The following is a 17021-nucleotide window of genomic DNA, read 5'->3' as shown; positions in this document are numbered from 1 at the left end:
CGTTTTCGATTTTTCGGGTTTAACGTTATGTCTCACCGCGATACGCTTTTTTCCGCGCCGATTGCCAGTCTCGGCGACTGGACCTTTGATGAACGGGTTGCTGAAGTCTTCCCGGATATGATCCAGCGCTCTGTTCCCGGCTATTCCAATATCATTTCGATGATCGGCATGCTGGCGGAACGTTTCGTTCAGCCGGATACCCAGGTTTACGATCTCGGCTGCTCGCTTGGCGCAGCCACGCTGTCCGTGCGCCGCAATATTGCGCATGCAGGCTGCAAAATCATCGCCATCGATAACTCGCCGGCGATGGTCGAACGCTGCCGTCGCCATATTGACGCCTATAAGGCGCCGACGCCGGTCGAGGTGATTGAAGGCGATATTCGCCACATCACGATAGAAAACGCCTCGATGGTGGTGCTGAATTTCACCATTCAGTTTCTCGAACCCGGCGAACGTCAGGCCATTCTGGACAAGGTCTATCAGGGGCTGAACCCGGGCGGCGCGCTGGTGCTGTCGGAAAAATTCAGTTTCGAAGATGACAACGTCGGCGAACTCCTGTTCAACATGCATCACGACTTCAAACGCGCTAACGGCTACAGCGAGCTGGAAATCAGCCAAAAGCGCAGCATGCTGGAAAACGTAATGCTCACCGATTCCGTGGAAACCCATAAAGCGCGCCTGCGTAAGGCCGGTTTCGAACATGCCGAGCTGTGGTTCCAGTGCTTTAACTTCGGATCGTTAATCGCCGTAAAATCCGGGGACCCGGCATGATTGATTTCAGCAACTTTTATCAATTGATTGCCAAAAGCCCGCTTTCGCACTGGCTGGAGACGCTGCCAGCCCAGGTGGCGGCATGGCAGCGCGACGCGCTGCACGGCAAATACCGGGAATGGGAACGGGCCGTCGAGTTTCTGCCCGAGTTTGCGCCCTACCGTCTGGATCTGCTGCATAGCGTCACCGCCGAGAGCGAAACGCCGCTCGGTGACGGCCAGCGCCTGCGGATTGAAAACCTGCTGAAGAATCTGATGCCGTGGCGTAAAGGGCCCTTCTCCCTTTACGGCGTGAATATCGATACCGAATGGCGTTCCGACTGGAAGTGGGAGCGCGTACTGCCGCACCTTTCCGACCTGACCGGGCGTACCATCCTTGATGTCGGCTGCGGCAGCGGATACCACATGTGGCGCATGATTGGCGCCGGCGCTCATCTGGCGGTGGGCATCGACCCTACCCAGCTGTTTCTGTGCCAGTTTGAAGCGGTGCGAAAACTGTTGGGCAACGATCAGCGCGCGCATCTGCTGCCGCTGGGTATTGAGCAGCTTCCCGCGCTCAACGCCTTTGATACCGTCTTTTCGATGGGCGTACTGTATCATCGCCGCTCTCCGCTCGATCACCTGTGGCAGCTCAAAGATCAGCTGGTTCCCGGCGGCGAGCTGGTGCTGGAGACGCTGGTCGTTGAAGGCGACGAAAATACCGTGCTGGTGCCGGGCGACCGCTATGCCCAAATGCGCAACGTCTACTTTATCCCGTCCGCCGCCGCGCTGAAGCAGTGGCTGGAGAAGTGCGGCTTTGTCGATGTGCGTATTGTCGATGCGTGCGTCACTTCGACCGACGAGCAGCGCCGCACCGAGTGGATGACCACCGAGTCGCTGGCCGATTTCCTCGATCCGCACGATAGCAGCAAAACTCTCGAAGGCTATCCTGCCCCGCTACGCGCGGTGATTATTGCCAGTAAACCGGAAACGCAGCAGTCGTTAGCGGCGAAAAAAGCCCGCGGCTAGAGCGAATTCTGGATAAAAAAAGGCCCCTGTTTAATGGGCAGGGGCCTGGTACGGGCAATCATCATATTGGGCGACATGATGTGCAGCAAAAAACGGTTTATCCCCGTCATACTTCAAGTTGCATGTACGTTGGCTTTCCTCGCTCCCTCCAGTCACTACTTGAGTAAGCTCCAGGGGATTCCCTGCATCGCCGCCTTCTCGCAACTCGAATTATTTAGGGTTTTAATCTCTCTGTGCGGAAATAATCTTCTTCATTTCCGCTACCGCTTCGCCATTGACGGCGTAGCGTAAGTATTCATCTGCTTCTGCATCCGTAGACATCGACAATCCGGGATTGCGAAAGCGCATCGGAGACGGTAACCATTGGCCTGCCGAGGTATGCACCTCTTTTACCCCCGCCTGTAAAAACAGCGGCAGGTTGGCGGCGCGCACTCCTGCACCGGCCATAATAATAGGAGTATCGCTTTGGGAAATAAGTTCCCTGATTAATGAAATTCCTTTTTCGGCAGACGCCTGCTGGCCCGAAGTCAGGATACGCTGAACGCCGAGTTCAGCCAGCTCAGCGCTGGCCTGGCGCGGGTTGGCGCACATATCAAAGGCCCGATGAAAGGTGACGGCCAAGGTTCCCGCCGCCGCTATTATTTTTTTCATTCGCCCGCCATCCACCCGCCCATCGGCGTCCAGAATACCGATTACCAGGCCGGGAAAACCGAGATCTTTCACCGCGGCGACATCATCCAGCATCGCGGCAAACTCGCCCGCGGTATAGCAAAAATCACCGCCGCGCGGGCGAATAATCGGATGGACGGGAATGGTCACCGCTCCACGTACCGATTTCAGTACGCCCAGCGAAGGCGTCAGCCCTCCCTCCTGCGGCGCGGCGCATAGTTCGATGCGGTCGGCGCCGCGGCGCTGGGCCTCCAGCGCGCACTCCATGCTGTAACAGCAAACTTCCAGTAAGGTCATTCTTCTCTCCGTAGATTGAGCAGGCACGCCAGAATGGCACGATTTCTCCCGCCAGACGCCGCGTAACGTCACACTGTCATCGTTCAGCGTGTTCGCTGGCGACAATTTGCTCAATCGACCACGGGTGAAATTTAATCGTCACTTTGCCATCGGTTACCGCCAGGGTCGGATTCGGTAAACGCTCACGCTCGCCTTTCGGCGCGCTGGTCTTCACAAAAATGCCCGGTTGGCTCAGCCCGTCATCGGACAGCAGCGCCAGCGCGCGGGTATTGAGCGTTTCAGGCTCGCCCGGCAGTACGATTTCAATATGTTCCCAGCCCTCATGCGGATAGCGCTTTTCGCCCGGCCACGGTAGCTCAACAATGTGAAAACGCCAATGCGCCACGACCACCGGCTCATCCAGCCTGAACAGGCAGATGGGTCGACCGTTAATGACATTTTCCGACAGCAGAGTACCGCATTGTTCAAAGCCGCGACGCCAGCGCTCCGCCGTGGCGTTCTGGTGACAGCGTAGGGAAATATGGTCGGCGTCATGGGGCGTAATATCAAGACCGAGTCGGTGAGCAAGCACGTTTAGCGCCTCGGTAAAGCGCGGCAGGTCCGCGGAAATATCGTTCAGTTCATCAATCTGCTGCCAGTTCGCCATCGTAAGCCTCGGTACTCGCTAAAAAGAGTTAATTTATCGCGTTTCCCGCGCCCTACCAACCGACAATCGTCGGCAGCCCCCAGTGAACGGTTATTCGTTGAGCGCGAGGCTTAGCAACCTCTGCGCGGTGCTGACGCGTGGGCGCAAATGCAGTATACTCCCGCCCTAATTTGTCCACATTCCTGCGCCGCCCCTTCTGGGTGACGGCGTGTTAAACGTAAGGTATTTCGGTGAATATTCAGGCTCTTCTCTCAGAAAAAGTCAGTCAGGCCCTGATCGCGGCAGGCGCGTCTGCCGATTGCGAACCTCAGGTCCGCCAGTCAGCAAAAGTCCAGTTCGGCGACTATCAGGCCAACGGCGTGATGGCCGTAGCCAAAAAACTGGGCATGGCGCCGCGACAACTTGCAGAGCAGGTCCTGACTCATCTCGACCTGAACGGCATTGCCAGTAAGGTCGAAATCGCCGGTCCCGGCTTTATTAATATTTTCCTCGACCCGGCTTTCCTCGCGGAAAACGTCAGCAGCGCGCTGAAATCCGAACGTCTGGGCGTGGCTCAGCCGCAGGCGCAGACGGTGGTGGTTGATTACTCCGCGCCGAACGTGGCGAAAGAGATGCACGTAGGCCACCTGCGCTCCACCATTATTGGCGATGCCGCGGTGCGTACGCTGGAGTTTCTCGGGCATAAAGTGATCCGCGCGAACCACGTGGGTGACTGGGGCACCCAGTTCGGCATGCTGATCGCGTACCTGGAAAAGCAGCAGCAGGAAAACGCCGGCGAGATGGCGCTGGCCGACCTCGAAGGTTTCTATCGCGAAGCGAAAAAACACTACGACGAAGATGAAGCCTTCGCCGAGCGCGCGCGCAGCTACGTCGTTAAGCTGCAGGGCGGCGACGAGTACTTCCGCGAAATGTGGCGCAAGCTGGTCGACATTACCATGTCGCAAAACCAGCTTACCTATAACCGCCTCAACGTCACCCTGACCCGCGACGACGTAATGGGTGAAAGCCTCTATAACCCGATGCTGCCGGGTATCGTTGCCGATCTGAAAGCCAAAGGTCTGGCGGTAGAAAGCGAAGGCGCGACCGTGGTGTTCCTTGATGAGTATAAAAACAAGGAAGGCGAACCGATGGGCGTGATTATCCAGAAGAAGGATGGCGGCTATCTCTACACCACTACCGATATCGCCTGCGCAAAATACCGTTACGAAAACCTGCATGCAGACCGCGTCCTTTACTACATCGACTCTCGCCAGCATCAGCACCTGATGCAAGCGTGGACCATTGTGCGTAAAGCCGGCTACGTACCGGATTCCGTCCCGCTGGAGCACCACATGTTCGGCATGATGCTCGGCAAGGACGGCAAACCATTTAAAACCCGCGCCGGCGGCACCGTGAAGCTCGCCGACCTGCTGGACGAAGCGCTGGAACGCGCCCGTCGTCTGGTGGCGGAGAAAAACCCGGATATGCCCGCCGACGAGCTGGAGAAACTGGCGAACGCGGTCGGAATTGGCGCGGTGAAATACGCCGATTTGTCTAAAAACCGCACCACCGACTACATCTTTGACTGGGACAACATGCTGGCCTTTGAGGGCAATACCGCGCCTTATATGCAGTATGCCTATACCCGCGTGCTCTCCGTGTTCCGCAAAGCGGATACCGATGAAAGCGCGCTGGCGGCGGCGCCGGTGGTCATCACCGAAGACCGTGAAGCCCAGCTGGCAGCCCGTCTGCTGCAGTTTGAAGAAACCCTGACCGTCGTCGCCCGTGAAGGCACGCCGCACGTCATGTGCTCTTATCTGTACGATCTGGCTGGCCTGTTCTCCGGATTCTACGAGCACTGCCCGATCCTGAGCGCCGAAAGCGAAGAGACGCGCAACAGCCGCCTGAAGCTGGCACTGTTGACCGCAAAAACGCTGAAGCTGGGTCTGGATACCCTGGGTATCGAAACCGTAGAACGGATGTAAAAACAAACCCGGCGAAAGCCGGGTTTGTTTTATAACGCCTGATGGCGCCACGCTCATCAGACCTGCAACATCATTGTAGCCCCGGTAAGCGTAAGCGCCACCGGGGAATTCCCCCTTCTCAGAAATACTTCCGCAGATACTCCGTCAGGCACAGGATCGCCATCGCCTGACCATACGGCATCGACGTCAGCGGAATGTCGCGATAAAAATCAAGATTCGAACCCATTCCGGTACCGAACGACGTTTGCAGCAGCTCCCCTTGCGGTGAGATATTCTGCACGATGCCACGAATCGCTTTTTCCGCAACCTCCGCATACGCCTGGCTCACGTAGCGCTTGCGCACAGCTTTGAGGATCCCATAAGCAAAACCGGCGGTCGCCGACGCTTCAAGATAGGAGCCGGGATCGTCAAGCAGCGTATGCCACAGGCCGCTATCGTCCTGACAGCCGGCCAGCGCCGCAATCTGCGCATTCAGCACCTGCACCAGATAACGACGTACCGCGCTGCTCTCGGGTAAATCCACCAGTTCCAGAAAATCCGGAATCACGATAGTCAGCCAGCTATTCCCACGCGCCCAGCGAGCGTGGGCGAAATTATGCCGCCCCTCGTAGCTCCAGCCGTGGAACCACAGGCCGGTCTCGCGGTCCAGCAGATTCTGCACGTGCAGCAGAAACTGATACACCGCCTCCTCTACGTATTCCGGACGATTAAGCAGCTTGCCGATTTTCGCCAGCGGCAGAACCGTCATCATCAACGTGTCGTCCCACATCTGCTGATGATTCTCTTCCGCCAGGGTGATGTGCTGCATGCCGCCAGATTCAGTGCGCGGCATTTCGTTCATTGCCCACTCCGCCCAGCTATCGAGCCAGGGCAGATACGCGGAGTTGCCCGTCTCTTCGTAGCGGTATGCCAGGGTGAGAAACGGCGCCATGGTGTTGACGTTTTTGGTGGTCGCGCCCTCGGCAAAGCGGTCGGTAAACCAGCTATCGATAATGTCGCGCATTGCCGTATCGCCGGTCTGCTGATAATACTGATAAATACCGTACAGGCCGACGCCGTGAGTCCACTCCCAGCCGTTCCATCCTTTGGTGTCGATAACGCGTCCGTCGTCCAGCCGCAGTAAAAATTGCCCGCTTTCGTCCTTAATGTTGACCAGATTGTGCGTCACCTTCTGAATCAGCGCCTGCAGTTCATTGCGGGCGATAAAACGCTCCGGCTGGCGCAGTAGTGGGCTATGTTTGACAGGCCAAACTTTCATATCCTTAACCTCTGTTCTATGTCGAATTCATGGCTGAACGCTGCTTCAGCGCTGGCGCGGCGGGTTTATTCCGATTCAGATAACCAATATTGTTGTTTCCCCACAGGGCGTCGTACGGCATCCCGGCCAGCATCTCCACCACTTCACGATCCTCGGCGCTGGCCAGTTCCGGCTGAGCGCGGCCTGATTCACGCATTTTCAGCGTTTCCGCACGCAGGACGCTGTGGGTTTGCAGATTGAGCTTAAAGCGCAGGGACACGAGGAAACCGCAGGCCAGCACCAGTAAGGTACCGACGCTGAGGATCAGCAGAATGGTATGGCTCACTTCATAGGGCTGCGTTTTCTGCCCGGAGACAAAGCCCGACATCTGCATGATGATCCCCACCAGCATCACCGCGCCGGCCTGGGATGCCTTACGCGTCAGGGTCATAATCCCGGCGAAGATGCCTTCGCGGCGCTGGCCGGTGATCACTTCGTCCACGTCGGCAATATAGGTGTAGGTGTTCCACGGAACATAGTTGATGCCGCCGCGCCCCAGGCCCGCCACCGCGGATATCAGCAGCAGCAGCGAATAGACATCGCTGAGGCCAGCGTAGTACAACACCGCGTAGGAGAGCGAACTCAGGCCGAACAGCACCACCACCATGCGGTACGATGGCGCCGGCCCGAAGCGAATGCACAGCGGGATCATGGCGATAACCGCGATAAACTGGAAGATTGCCATGGTACCGAGCAGGTTGGAGGCCATCGACGCTTCCTGCATCAGAACAAATACCACGTAGTAGGTAAAGACCGCATTGAACACGTCCTGGGCGATATAGCCGCCCAGATACATACCCAGATGCTGACGGAATATTTTAATCCGCAGGGTCGAACTTAACTCAATAAACAGGCGGTTAAGACTCTGAGACAGGCTCAGGTTCTGTTTCTCTTCTTCGGCGCGCAGCGCGGCCTCCGTCCACTCTTCACGCGGGCGTTCCCAGGTAAAGAACCAGACGAAGGTCAGCATCATCGCGCACAGCACCGAGAACACCAGGCTCGCGTAAAAGAAAGAAACCGCGTTATCCTTACCGAAGATAGTCAGCAGCACGCCCGGCAGGAACGAAGCCAGAATCGCCGACATCTGCGCCATTGAAATACGCGCGCCGGAGAATTTTGTTTTCTGTTTAAAATCATCGGTCATTTCCGGCACCAGCGTTTCATACGGCACCAGAATCATGGTGTAGACAATATCAAACAGCAGATAGGTCAGCAGGTAGTACCAAAACCCCATATCCCCTACCCACATGATGGAGTAGCTAAATACGCAGGGGATACCGAGCAGGATGAAGAACTTGCGTCTGCCAAAACGTTTCCCCAGCCAGGTCGAGCCAAAGTTATCCGTCAGGAAGCCCATCAGCGGACTGATTACCGCATCCAGAACCCTGGCGGTGGCAAAAATAAGCGTCGCTTCGATAGGGGAAAGACCGCAAAAAGTGGTGTAGAAGTAGAGCAGCCATGCTGCTGTGAGTGCGGTCGTTCCCGCACCAAGGAAATCGCCCGATCCATAGGCAAGGTAGTTAACCAAACCGATTTTACGTGTTTTCATCGCCGTAAATCCTGTGTCTTTTTTTAGAGAACTCCGAACCGCTTTTTGGCCCATTCAGCCAAAAGAGGGTTGATACATGGCTACATTAAGAACATGGGAACGGCGTTACCTTTTCATTTTTGCCAGCCAAAAGCGTTCACTGGCAAAAACACAAAGAGTCGATGAACGCGCCTCACTGATTTATAAAACAGCGTTTCTTTTAATACAAAAGATCGGACCAAAAGTTGCGAAGTGACAATCAAAAAGGCCCTGCAACGGGCAAAACCTGCGCGTTATTTTTCGCCGCGGATAAACCTTGCGAAAGCTAAGGAATCGGAGTAAAGACAATAGAAAAGGGTTATTTCGCGTATCTCAAGGAGGCTTGATGCCCTACTCACATCTACTGGTCGCCGTGGCGCCAACCCCGGAAAGCCGGGTTCTCATTCAGAAAGCCGTCTCTATCGCCCGTCCGGTTAATGCGAAAGTCAGCCTGATCACGCTGGCAACCGATCCGGAGTTGTACAATCAGTTTGCGGCGCCGATGATGGAAAATTTACGCGAAGTCATGCAGGAAGAGACGCGCGGCTTTCTGGCCGAGCTCGCCCGTCACGCCGACTACCCTATCGAAAAAATGACCATCGCCAGCGGCGGGATTGCTCATCACGTGAAGGATTTTTGTCGGCAGCATCGCGTTGACCTGGTGATTTGCGGTAACCACAACCAGAGCCTGTTTTCTCGCGCGACCTGTTCGGCGAAAGATATCGTTGGCAGCAGCGGCGTTGACGTGCTGCTGGTGTGTCTGGAAAAAGGTTAGCGCCGAGGAAGCGCTAACCATCATTGCATCAGGCGAGTTTGGGGAAGGTCGCGACCTTACGCGCTAAGTGGCTCTCCTCACTGCCCGGCTCAATCTCCTTTAGATCGGCAATAAACCGCTCCTGCCAGCGATGGATATCGTTATCCTTAATCACCGCCAGCATGGCCGAATGACGGGCTATACGCTCGGCCAGCGGCATCGTTAGCGCCTGGTCCAGCGCTGCGGCGACCTCGTCGCGATCGTAAGGATTGACGATTAAGGCAGTCGGGAGCTCGTTCGCCGCGCCGGCAAACTGCGACAGCACCAGCACGCCCGGATTTTGCGGGTCCTGCGCGGCAACATACTCTTTCGCCACCAGATTCATCCCATCGCGCAGCGGCGTAACCAGCCCGACGTCCGAGTAGCGGAAGATTTTCATCAGCAGCTTGCGTTCAAAGTGCTGGTTCAGGTAGTAGAGCGGGGTCCAGCCCAGCTGACCATACCGGCCGTTAATGCGTCCGGCTGCGGTTTCGAGCTGGTGACGAATATCCTGATAGGCCTGAACATCGCCGCGCGACGTCGGCGCAATCTGGGTATAACGAATCTTACCGTGATGATGGGGATAGTTTTCAAGCAGCGCCTCGTAGGCGAGAAAACGCTCCGGCAGCCCCTTCGAATAATCCAGTCGCTCGACGGAAAAGATATTCTGCACGCTTTTCAGTTCGCTTTTCAGCTGCGCCAGCTTGGGCGGCAGCGGCCCTTTTGCGCTGCGCGCTATCTCTTCCGGATCGATACCGATTGGGTAGACTTCGGTCTGGAAAGGTTTGCCCCAGGCCACATGTTTTTTTCCGCCGCGCGTCGTCAGGCGGGTCTGCATCGATACGCAGTCAAGAAACGCCAATCGGTCGCTCTCGGTCTGGAAGCCCAGTAAATCGTAATCGCAAAGCTGTTCAAGCAGCTCCGCATGCGGCGGCAGCGCGTTAAAGACTTCCGGCGTCGGGAAAGGAATATGTAAAAAGAAGCCGATGCGGTTATTGACGCCGCGCTGGCGCAGTTCGCTGGCCAACGGCAGCAGGTGGTAATCGTGGATCCAGACAATATCGTCAGGTTCGATCAGCGGCAGTAGCCTATCGGCCAGCTTCGCGTTGACCCGCTGATAGCCCTCCCAGGCTTCACGCTGAAAATCGACCAGGTCAAGACGATAATGGAATGCGGGCCACAGCACGGCGTTGGAAAAGCGGTTGTAATATTCGTCGTGATCCTGCTCGCTAAGGTTGAAAGAGGCCCAGGTTATATTTCCCTGAGTCACTTTCTTTAGCGGCTGCTGGTCATCACCGATTTCACCACTCCAGCCGAACCACAATCCTCCGGCTGCTTTTAATGCCCCCATAATCCCCACGGCAAGGCCACCGGCGCTGGCCTTTTTATCGTCCGGCGGGGCAATACGATTAGATACTACGACTAAGCGACTCATAGCCATCTCTCCTGTCGGTTAGCGCATCTGGTTGTTGCCCATGATTCGCGATGTTACTAATCCAAAGATGAACAGCGGCGACATCCGGCAGGCGCCAGTGCGCCTGAGTCTCGCCGCCGCCCACTTTGACCGATACGCCACTCAGTTGATTGACAACGCTAAAACCCGCTTCATCGGTTAAATCATCACCGACAAATACCGGCTTGCGCCCTCTGAATGGAGCTTCCTGCATAAAAGCGGCTATCGCTTCACCCTTATTCACTCCGCGCGGTTTGATCTCCACCACGCATTTACCCGGCTGTAAAGCCAGAATGGGATGGCGCTGCACGACAGCTTGCGCCAGCGCCAGCACCGCGTGCTGATGCTCAGGCGCCTGACGGTAGTGCAGCGCAAAAGCCATCCCCTTACTTTCCAGTTCGCATCCCGGCAACGCATCCAGCGCCGCGGTCAGCTCCGCCGACAGCGCCTTCAGGAGGGAATCAGGTAAAGAGACAATATGCGTTTTACCATTGATGTCACGGCGTTCAGCCCCGTGTACACCGGCAAGCGGCAGCCGGTAAGGACGGGTAAGCTCATCCAGCTCAACCATTGAGCGCCCTGAAATCAATGCCACCGCGCCGCTATGCTGCTGCACGAGCTGGCGCAGCGTCTGCAGAACATCGGCAGGAATAACCACCTGATCGGGATGGGGTTTGATACCGGCAAGGGTACCGTCGAGGTCAAAGAAAAAAGCGTAGTTTCCGGTTAACGCAGGCGGTACATAAATCTGGTCAGCCACCCTGTTTCCTCCTTATCATGGCCAGCAACATGCTGGGTGTTAATTTATTGTAGCCATGTAAGTATAGACAGTGTGACCAGCCTCGCCATTTTTGATAGTCATTGCCAGCGGAACGAGCGCTGGCAATGGATTAGGATTAAACTGAAAAGTTGGCCGGATTAAACGACGCGCTTCGCTTTCTGTTTGTAGCGGTCAAAGATAACCGCCGCCAGCAAAATCACGCCGCGAACGACGTACTGCGAGAACGGCGAAATGTTCAGCAGGTTCATCGCGTTCTCCACCGTCCCCAGGATCAGGATCCCGGCCACCACGTAGGAGATCTTACCTATCCCGCCCTTCAGCGATACGCCCCCCAGCACGCAGGCCGAGATAACAATCAGCTCATAGCCAATCGAGGTCATCGGCTGACCACTGGTCATACGGGAAGCAAGGATAATGCCTGCCGCGGCAGAAACCAGGCCGGAAAGGACGAAAATAATGATCTTGGTCCGCACCACCGGCACGCCCGCCAGACGCGCAGCTTCTTCGTTGCCGCCAATCGCCAGGGTATTCCGGCCAAAGGTGGTTTTATTAAGCAACAGGCCGAAGACAATCAGGCAGGCTACGGTCAGCCAGATAGGCGCAGGCAGACCAAACCAGTTGGCATATCCGAGGGTAAAGAAGCGCTCGTCTTCAATCCCTACCGCCTTACCGTCAGAGATAATATAAGCCAGACCGCGAAAGATCTGCATGGTCGCCAGGGTGGTGATCAGGGCGTTAATCTTCAGGCGTGCAATCACAAAACCGTTTACCAGACCGCTTAGCGCCCCGAGCAGTAGACCGGCGCCGATGCCAATCCACATGCTCTCTGTCATGTTAATCACCACCGCCGTGGTCACCCCGGCGCAGGCGATAACCGAGGCCACCGACAGGTCAAAATCGCCGGATGCCAGGCAAAACAGCATCCCGCAGGCCACCATTCCGGACATAGAAATAGCCAGCCCCAGGCCTTTCATATTGATAAATGAGGCAAAATTAGGCACAAAAATCACGCAGCCAATAAACAGCACCGCAAAAACAACCAGCATGCCGAACTGATCCCAGACGCGGGAGAAGCTAAAAGCTGACCGGGTAGTACCTGAAGTAGTAACTGATGACATCATAGACTCCTTACTCAGGCGACCGCCTGGCTCACTTTTGGCATCGCAAGGCTCAATGCCTGCTGTTCATTCGCATGTTCATGCAGCAGTTCTCCGGCAATCTCACCCTCGCGCATAACCACGATGCGATCGGCAACGCCGAGAACTTCCGGTAAATCGCTGGAGGCAAAAACCACCGCGACGCCAGATGCCGCTAATGCATAGATAACGTTGTAGATTTCATGCTTAGCGCCTACGTCAATACCGCGCGTTGGCTCATCAAGCAGGATGACTTTCATCTCTTCCGACAGCCAGCGGCCAAGGATCGCCTTCTGCTGATTGCCGCCGGAGAGGTTCATAATCAGCTGTTCTGCGCCGGGCGTTTTGATATTCAGCGATTTAATGTGCTGGTCGGCGTTCTGCGCTTCCCAGGCGTTGTTGATAACGCAGCCGGCGAGAATATGCTTGCGGCGAGCGCTGATATTGATGTTGTCGCGCACCGAATGGACCGGAATAATGCCCTCCGCTTTACGGTCTTCCGGGCAGAGCATCATCCCGGCCTGAATCGCCTGGGCCGGCTTACGAATATCAATGGCCTCGCCGTCGATATAAACCTGACCGCCGGTTATTCTGTTACCGCCGAATAAGCCTTTCATCAGCTCGCTGCGCCCGGCGCCGACCAGCCCAAACAGACCGACGATTTCTCCGCTCCGCACCGACAGACTGACGGGCTGGCGCACGCCGGGCGCCTTCACCTGCTCAAGACGCAAACGCTCTTTGCCATATTCACGCGGCTGCCAGCCGTAGATATCGCCCAGTTCGCGCCCCACCATCGCCTGGACCAGCGCGTCGTGGTTAACCTCCTGCATATTGTCAAAGGTGCGTACGTAGCGGCCATCTTTGAATACCGTAATGGCGTCGCTTAACGCAAAGATCTCCTCCATGCGGTGGGAAACGTAAATAATGACCCGTCCTTCCTGGCGCAGCTCGCGGATCACCCGAAACAGGTTTTCAATTTCTCGCGCCGAAAGGGAGCTGGTCGGCTCATCAAAGGCGATAATTTTGGCGTTACGCGCCAGCGCTTTGGCGATCTCCACCATTTGCCACTGGCCAATAGAGAGATATTTGAGCGGCGTTTCCGGGTCGATATCGAGCCCCAGATGTTTAAGCTGCAGGCCTGCTTCATAATTCAGCAGCGACCGATTCACAATCCCGCCTTTATGCGGCAACTGGCCGAGGTAGATATTTTCCGCCACGGTCATTTCCGGAATCAGATGCAGCTCCTGATAGATAATCGCCACCCCGGCGTTCAGCGCCTCGGTGGTGTGATTGAACGTCATCTGCTGACCGCGGATCTGCAGGCTGCCGGCCGTCGGTATATAGTTGCCGCTGAGAATTTTCAGCAGCGTGGATTTCCCGGCGCCGTTTTCTCCCATCAGGGCGTGAACCTGTCCGGCATAGCAGCCAAAGCTAATGTCGGACAGCGCTTTAACGCCCGGGAAGGTCATGGTAATGCCGTGAAATGAGAGATAAGGGGTAGACTGTTGCATAACGACTCCGCTTTTCTGTACGGAGCCCCTCGCGCACTGCGAGAGGCCCGGTCAACCGGCCTTACAGCCCTTTTTTCGCCAGCTCTTCTTTAAAGTTGTCGCGGGTAATCAGCACCACGTCGGTTACCGCGGTGAATTTCGGCGGTTCAACGTCTTTCGTTACCCAGTTGTAAAGCATCTCGCTGGTTTTATAGCCGTGAATATCCGGGCTTGGTAGCAGAGAGCCGTAGAAACCGGTGGCCTGTGCTTTAGAAAGCTCGTTCACCGCATCAACGCCGTTAATACCGATACCGATAACGTCAGGGGCTTTAAAGCCCTGGCCTTCGGTCGCGCGCACGCCGCCCAGCACGGTATTGTCGTTCATGCCGACGATAAGCCAGTGCTTAACATTAGGATGTTGAACCAGCATGGAGTTACCGGCGTCAAAGGCGCCGGGGATGTCGTTAGATTTGGTTGGTACGCGATAGATTTGTTGCTCCGGGAAACCGGCGGCTTTCAGCGCATCAATAGATCCGGTGGTACGGCGGCGGGCGGTATCCAACTCATCGGCAGTGATAGCCATAACCGCTGTGTCTTTTACATCCCAACCGCGTTTTTGCATCTCTTTATAGAGCTCCTGCCCCTGACGCGCGCCGATTTCGCTGGCCGCCATCATTACCAGCGGTACGCTGTCCATCGGTTTGCCTTTGGCGTTGACGAACTGGTCATCGACGGTAATTACTTTCATATCATAGCCGCGTGCTTTGGCGACAATAGCCGCCCCGAGTTTCGGGTCCGGGGTGCAAATGACGAAGCCCTTGGCTCCGCTGGCTGCCAGGCTATCAATCGCGTTAAGGGTTTTTTCGCCGTCGGGAACCGCGATTTTAATCACATCGAAACCTAAATCTTTACCGGCCTTATCGGCAAATTTCCACTCTGTTTGAAACCATGGCTCTTCAGGCTGTTTCACCAGAAAACCCAGCTTAAGCGTCTCAGCCATAGCTGATTGTGACATAACTGCGGCAAGACCAATCGCCGCCAGCGCTTTAGTAAATTTGTGCATGGTAAACTCCAGCTTTAATTCGCTTTTATGTAGGGAAAAATATGACTTAAAATTTTTATCGGACGAAAAACAAGGCATTAGGAAAATGTCAACCATGAGTGCCGTTGTTTAAATAGTATTAACCGGAAATTATTTCTCCATACGAGAGCCCAATCACATCGCGGAATTACAGTAATTGCGTACATATAAACAGCGAAAAAAGACATAAAAAAAGCGCTAATTGTCAGACAATTAGCGCAGGCCGTAGCAATATTCTCTATATCATCAGCAGAGTTATCCCTGGAGAGATCGCCATTGGCAATAAATGTGCTCCGCATGAAGGCGAACAGGCGCCTCGTCCCCCAATAAACGGGCGGCGACGGTGAACGAAAAATCAAATACGTGCCCTAACCCTTTACCACTGATCAAATTCCCGTCTTCCACCACCGCCTGGTCAACGTACTCGCCGTCGGAGACGTCTTGCCATAACTCTCCCGAACAGACGTAGCGACGCCCCTTCAGCAGACCGTTGCCGCCGAGGACTCTCGCGGCCGCCGAACAGATTGGGCAGATCAGCTTTCCCGCTTTATCGTGGGCCGAGATAAACGTCACGACGTCCCGACTGGCGGCCAGATTCACGCTTCCCTGCGGACCGCCAGGCAGAACCACCGCGTCGTATAGCGTGCCGGCGCGTTCCGTTAGCGTGCTGTCCGCCACCATGGGGATATTATGGTAGCTCACCACCGCGCGCGACTCGGCGCAGGCGAGTAGTTCAACATCGAGGTGCAAGCGACGAAGAATATCAATGACCACAATCGCTTCGCCTTCCTCAAAACCCGGCGCCAGCAGCACCGCAACTTTTTTCATTTCCGTCTCCTTCTGATAGCCTGGTAGCAATAATGTGTTTACAAACACAGCGTTTTTTAAATTAACGTCATCATCTGCTCTTTGTTACATGAGACCAAACGACCCCGCTGATTTTCTTACTCGCAGGCTATCACAAAAAAGAACTATTAATCACTATTTTTAAAACGCAATTTCATTAACATAATTAGCTCTACTATTAATTAATTATCGATCGAGATAAAAATACATATAATCATCCAGATAAATTTAAATATGCTGCTAAAACCTTAGCGTTTTACCTGACAAAAAATCATTATATAAAGATATCTACCGATGCTGTAACTTAATGTAAATATCAGGCATTGAGAGTTTTCTCAATTGAGACATAGCGCTATTCTATATCCCTTGAGATAAGAAATTTAATAGACAGGCATATGCAGGAAGACTGAATATTATTATTCAGAGCTATCTTCATGTGTCCAATAATTTCTACGCAGCCCTGATACAGATGCGTCAGGACATGACGCCAGCCCCTCCAAAGAGAATAAGGATATTTATATGGTCGTTCCAGGAATGGTTCAAAAGCTGAATAACCAGATGAATCTTGAGTTCCATACCTCAAATTTATATCTACATTTGAGCGAATGGTGTACTCAGCACCGGTTGAACGGTACCGCCACTTTTCTCCGTAACCGAGCGCAAGCCAGCATAACGCAGATGATGCGGGTCTTTGATTTTATGAAAAAATCAGGCGCCTGGCCCGTTGTGAAAGCGGAAGGAACCTACAGCACTGAATGTTCGTCCCTGGAAGATCTCTTTAGCAAAACCGTCGAAGATTATCAGCAGCGCAGCAGCATACTCTCCGGCCTGGCTGAGGAGGCGAAGACACAAAGCGATGCGCCAACCCTGCGCTTTCTGACCCTGCTTGCGGAACAACAGAATCAGGATGGCATGCTGCTGGAGACGATTCTTGACGAAGTACGCCATGCGCAAAAAGTCGGGACCAGCGAACAACAAACCGATCGTCACCTGCTCGGTCTGGTCAGCAACCAGCGAGGTTAACCCCATACTGCCGGGGATATGTCACCTGTTCACACCCGCACTCGCTTTATCCTACCTCCCCTGCTCACCATCTTTTTCGGCGCTTCGGCGCCGCTTTTTATTCCTGAAAAGCATTAAAAAGTTTTAACCAGATCTCATTCCCGCTCAGCCGGTGGAATTAGCAAGGCATTGGTGATCTGGATCACGTTTAAAGCTACGAG

The 17021-nt window shown here is 54.9% G+C and carries 16 protein-coding genes; 6 read left to right on the top strand and 10 right to left on the bottom strand.

What is annotated here, in order from left to right:
* Positions 1-27 precede the first annotated feature (27 nt).
* A complete protein-coding gene (cmoA, locus tag EGY08_RS26385) occupies positions 28-771 on the top strand; it encodes a carboxy-S-adenosyl-L-methionine synthase CmoA (protein WP_004122069.1) in 744 nt (247 codons plus the stop codon).
* On the top strand, positions 768-1778 hold the full coding sequence (gene cmoB, locus EGY08_RS26380) for a tRNA 5-methoxyuridine(34)/uridine 5-oxyacetic acid(34) synthase CmoB (protein WP_123829157.1): 1011 nt from the start codon (positions 768-770) through the stop codon (positions 1776-1778). Before cmoA ends, cmoB begins: the two co-directional genes overlap by 4 nt.
* A 222-nt stretch (positions 1779-2000) precedes the next feature.
* On the opposite strand, the gene cutC is transcribed toward cmoB, so the two are convergent.
* Both cutC and EGY08_RS26365 read right to left on the bottom strand, forming a co-directional pair.
* Positions 2001-2744 (bottom strand): copper homeostasis protein CutC, encoded by a 744-nt coding sequence (cutC, locus tag EGY08_RS26370; protein ID WP_004122072.1) that lies wholly within the window; start codon positions 2742-2744, stop codon positions 2001-2003.
* Positions 2745-2820: 76 nt separating this feature from the next.
* A complete protein-coding gene (locus EGY08_RS26365) occupies positions 2821-3390 on the bottom strand; it encodes a VOC family protein (protein ID WP_123829156.1) in 570 nt (189 codons plus the stop codon).
* A gap of 230 nt (positions 3391-3620) precedes the next feature.
* Here EGY08_RS26365 and argS point away from each other — a divergent pair, with 230 nt between their 5' ends.
* Positions 3621-5354 (top strand): arginine--tRNA ligase, encoded by a 1734-nt coding sequence (gene argS, locus EGY08_RS26360; RefSeq protein WP_004122074.1) that lies wholly within the window; start codon positions 3621-3623, stop codon positions 5352-5354.
* A gap of 118 nt (positions 5355-5472) precedes the next feature.
* On the opposite strand, the gene EGY08_RS26355 is transcribed toward argS, so the two are convergent.
* Positions 5473-6612 carry a glycoside hydrolase family 88/105 protein gene (locus tag EGY08_RS26355; RefSeq protein ID WP_123829155.1) on the bottom strand — a complete coding sequence of 380 codons (1140 nt, stop codon included), beginning with the start codon at positions 6610-6612 and terminating at the stop codon, positions 5473-5475.
* A gap of 16 nt (positions 6613-6628) precedes the next feature.
* Complete coding sequence (locus EGY08_RS26350; RefSeq protein ID WP_123829154.1) at positions 6629-8200, bottom strand: MFS transporter; 1572 nt, start codon at positions 8198-8200, stop codon at positions 6629-6631.
* A gap of 76 nt (positions 8201-8276) precedes the next feature.
* Here EGY08_RS26350 and EGY08_RS30825 point away from each other — a divergent pair, with 76 nt between their 5' ends.
* Together EGY08_RS30825 and uspC are read left to right on the top strand one after the other, a co-directional pair.
* The gene (locus EGY08_RS30825; RefSeq protein ID WP_157261974.1) at positions 8277-8435 is read left to right on the top strand and encodes a hypothetical protein; all 159 of its coding nucleotides are present in this window, start codon (positions 8277-8279) and stop codon (positions 8433-8435) included.
* A gap of 129 nt (positions 8436-8564) precedes the next feature.
* Entirely contained in the window at positions 8565-8993 is a 429-nt protein-coding gene (uspC, locus tag EGY08_RS26345; protein ID WP_004122077.1) for a universal stress protein UspC, read from the top strand.
* A 28-nt stretch (positions 8994-9021) separates the two neighbouring features.
* Here the strand turns inward: uspC and otsA are convergent, their stop codons facing one another.
* The 6 genes from otsA to EGY08_RS26315 form a co-directional block, all read right to left on the bottom strand.
* A complete protein-coding gene (gene otsA / locus EGY08_RS26340) occupies positions 9022-10446 on the bottom strand; it encodes an alpha,alpha-trehalose-phosphate synthase (protein WP_004122078.1) in 1425 nt (474 codons plus the stop codon).
* Entirely contained in the window at positions 10421-11224 is an 804-nt protein-coding gene (gene otsB, locus EGY08_RS26335) for a trehalose-phosphatase (protein ID WP_004122079.1), read from the bottom strand. The genes otsA and otsB overlap by 26 nt, the downstream gene beginning before the upstream one ends.
* Before the next feature lie 158 nt (positions 11225-11382).
* The gene (araH, locus tag EGY08_RS26330; RefSeq protein WP_123829456.1) at positions 11383-12363 is read right to left on the bottom strand and encodes an L-arabinose ABC transporter permease AraH; all 981 of its coding nucleotides are present in this window, start codon (positions 12361-12363) and stop codon (positions 11383-11385) included.
* Positions 12364-12377: 14 nt separating this feature from the next.
* Positions 12378-13892 carry an L-arabinose ABC transporter ATP-binding protein AraG gene (gene araG / locus EGY08_RS26325; protein WP_004122081.1) on the bottom strand — a complete coding sequence of 505 codons (1515 nt, stop codon included), beginning with the start codon at positions 13890-13892 and terminating at the stop codon, positions 12378-12380.
* 61 nt (positions 13893-13953) lie between these two features.
* Entirely contained in the window at positions 13954-14934 is a 981-nt protein-coding gene (locus EGY08_RS26320; RefSeq protein ID WP_024359886.1) for an arabinose ABC transporter substrate-binding protein, read from the bottom strand.
* Positions 14935-15207: 273 nt separating this feature from the next.
* Positions 15208-15780, bottom strand: a complete 573-nt coding sequence (locus EGY08_RS26315) for a DJ-1/PfpI family protein (protein ID WP_004122083.1) — start codon at positions 15778-15780, stop codon at positions 15208-15210.
* A 537-nt stretch (positions 15781-16317) separates the two neighbouring features.
* On the opposite strand from EGY08_RS26315, the gene EGY08_RS26310 reads away from it, so the two are divergent.
* Positions 16318-16821 (top strand): non-heme ferritin-like protein, encoded by a 504-nt coding sequence (locus EGY08_RS26310; protein ID WP_049115023.1) that lies wholly within the window; start codon positions 16318-16320, stop codon positions 16819-16821.
* Positions 16822-17021 lie beyond the last annotated feature (200 nt).

It is taken from the genome of Klebsiella sp. FDAARGOS_511 (genome assembly GCF_003812845.1).
Classification (GTDB): Bacteria; Pseudomonadota; Gammaproteobacteria; order Enterobacterales; family Enterobacteriaceae; genus Klebsiella; species Klebsiella grimontii.
This window is presented reverse-complemented; position numbering and strand designations above follow the sequence as displayed.

What these genes read in the sequence shown, in the direction of transcription:
- EGY08_RS26365 (WP_123829156.1), bottom strand. Translation starts at nt 3,390, where the DNA reads ATGGCGAACTGGCAGCAGATTGATGAACTGAACGATATTTCCGCGGAC.
- uspC (WP_004122077.1), top strand. Translation starts at nt 8,565, where the DNA reads ATGCCCTACTCACATCTACTGGTCGCCGTGGCGCCAACCCCGGAAAGC.
- araH (WP_123829456.1), bottom strand. Translation starts at nt 12,363, where the DNA reads ATGTCATCAGTTACTACTTCAGGTACTACCCGGTCAGCTTTTAGCTTC.
- EGY08_RS26315 (WP_004122083.1), bottom strand. Translation starts at nt 15,780, where the DNA reads ATGAAAAAAGTTGCGGTGCTGCTGGCGCCGGGTTTTGAGGAAGGCGAA.
- EGY08_RS30825 (WP_157261974.1), top strand. Translation starts at nt 8,277, where the DNA reads ATGGCTACATTAAGAACATGGGAACGGCGTTACCTTTTCATTTTTGCC.
- EGY08_RS26320 (WP_024359886.1), bottom strand. Translation starts at nt 14,934, where the DNA reads ATGCACAAATTTACTAAAGCGCTGGCGGCGATTGGTCTTGCCGCAGTT.
- cmoA (WP_004122069.1), top strand. Translation starts at nt 28, where the DNA reads ATGTCTCACCGCGATACGCTTTTTTCCGCGCCGATTGCCAGTCTCGGC.
- cutC (WP_004122072.1), bottom strand. Translation starts at nt 2,744, where the DNA reads ATGACCTTACTGGAAGTTTGCTGTTACAGCATGGAGTGCGCGCTGGAG.
- EGY08_RS26350 (WP_123829154.1), bottom strand. Translation starts at nt 8,200, where the DNA reads ATGAAAACACGTAAAATCGGTTTGGTTAACTACCTTGCCTATGGATCG.
- otsA (WP_004122078.1), bottom strand. Translation starts at nt 10,446, where the DNA reads ATGAGTCGCTTAGTCGTAGTATCTAATCGTATTGCCCCGCCGGACGAT.
- EGY08_RS26355 (WP_123829155.1), bottom strand. Translation starts at nt 6,612, where the DNA reads ATGAAAGTTTGGCCTGTCAAACATAGCCCACTACTGCGCCAGCCGGAG.
- araG (WP_004122081.1), bottom strand. Translation starts at nt 13,892, where the DNA reads ATGCAACAGTCTACCCCTTATCTCTCATTTCACGGCATTACCATGACC.
- cmoB (WP_123829157.1), top strand. Translation starts at nt 768, where the DNA reads ATGATTGATTTCAGCAACTTTTATCAATTGATTGCCAAAAGCCCGCTT.
- EGY08_RS26310 (WP_049115023.1), top strand. Translation starts at nt 16,318, where the DNA reads ATGGTCGTTCCAGGAATGGTTCAAAAGCTGAATAACCAGATGAATCTT.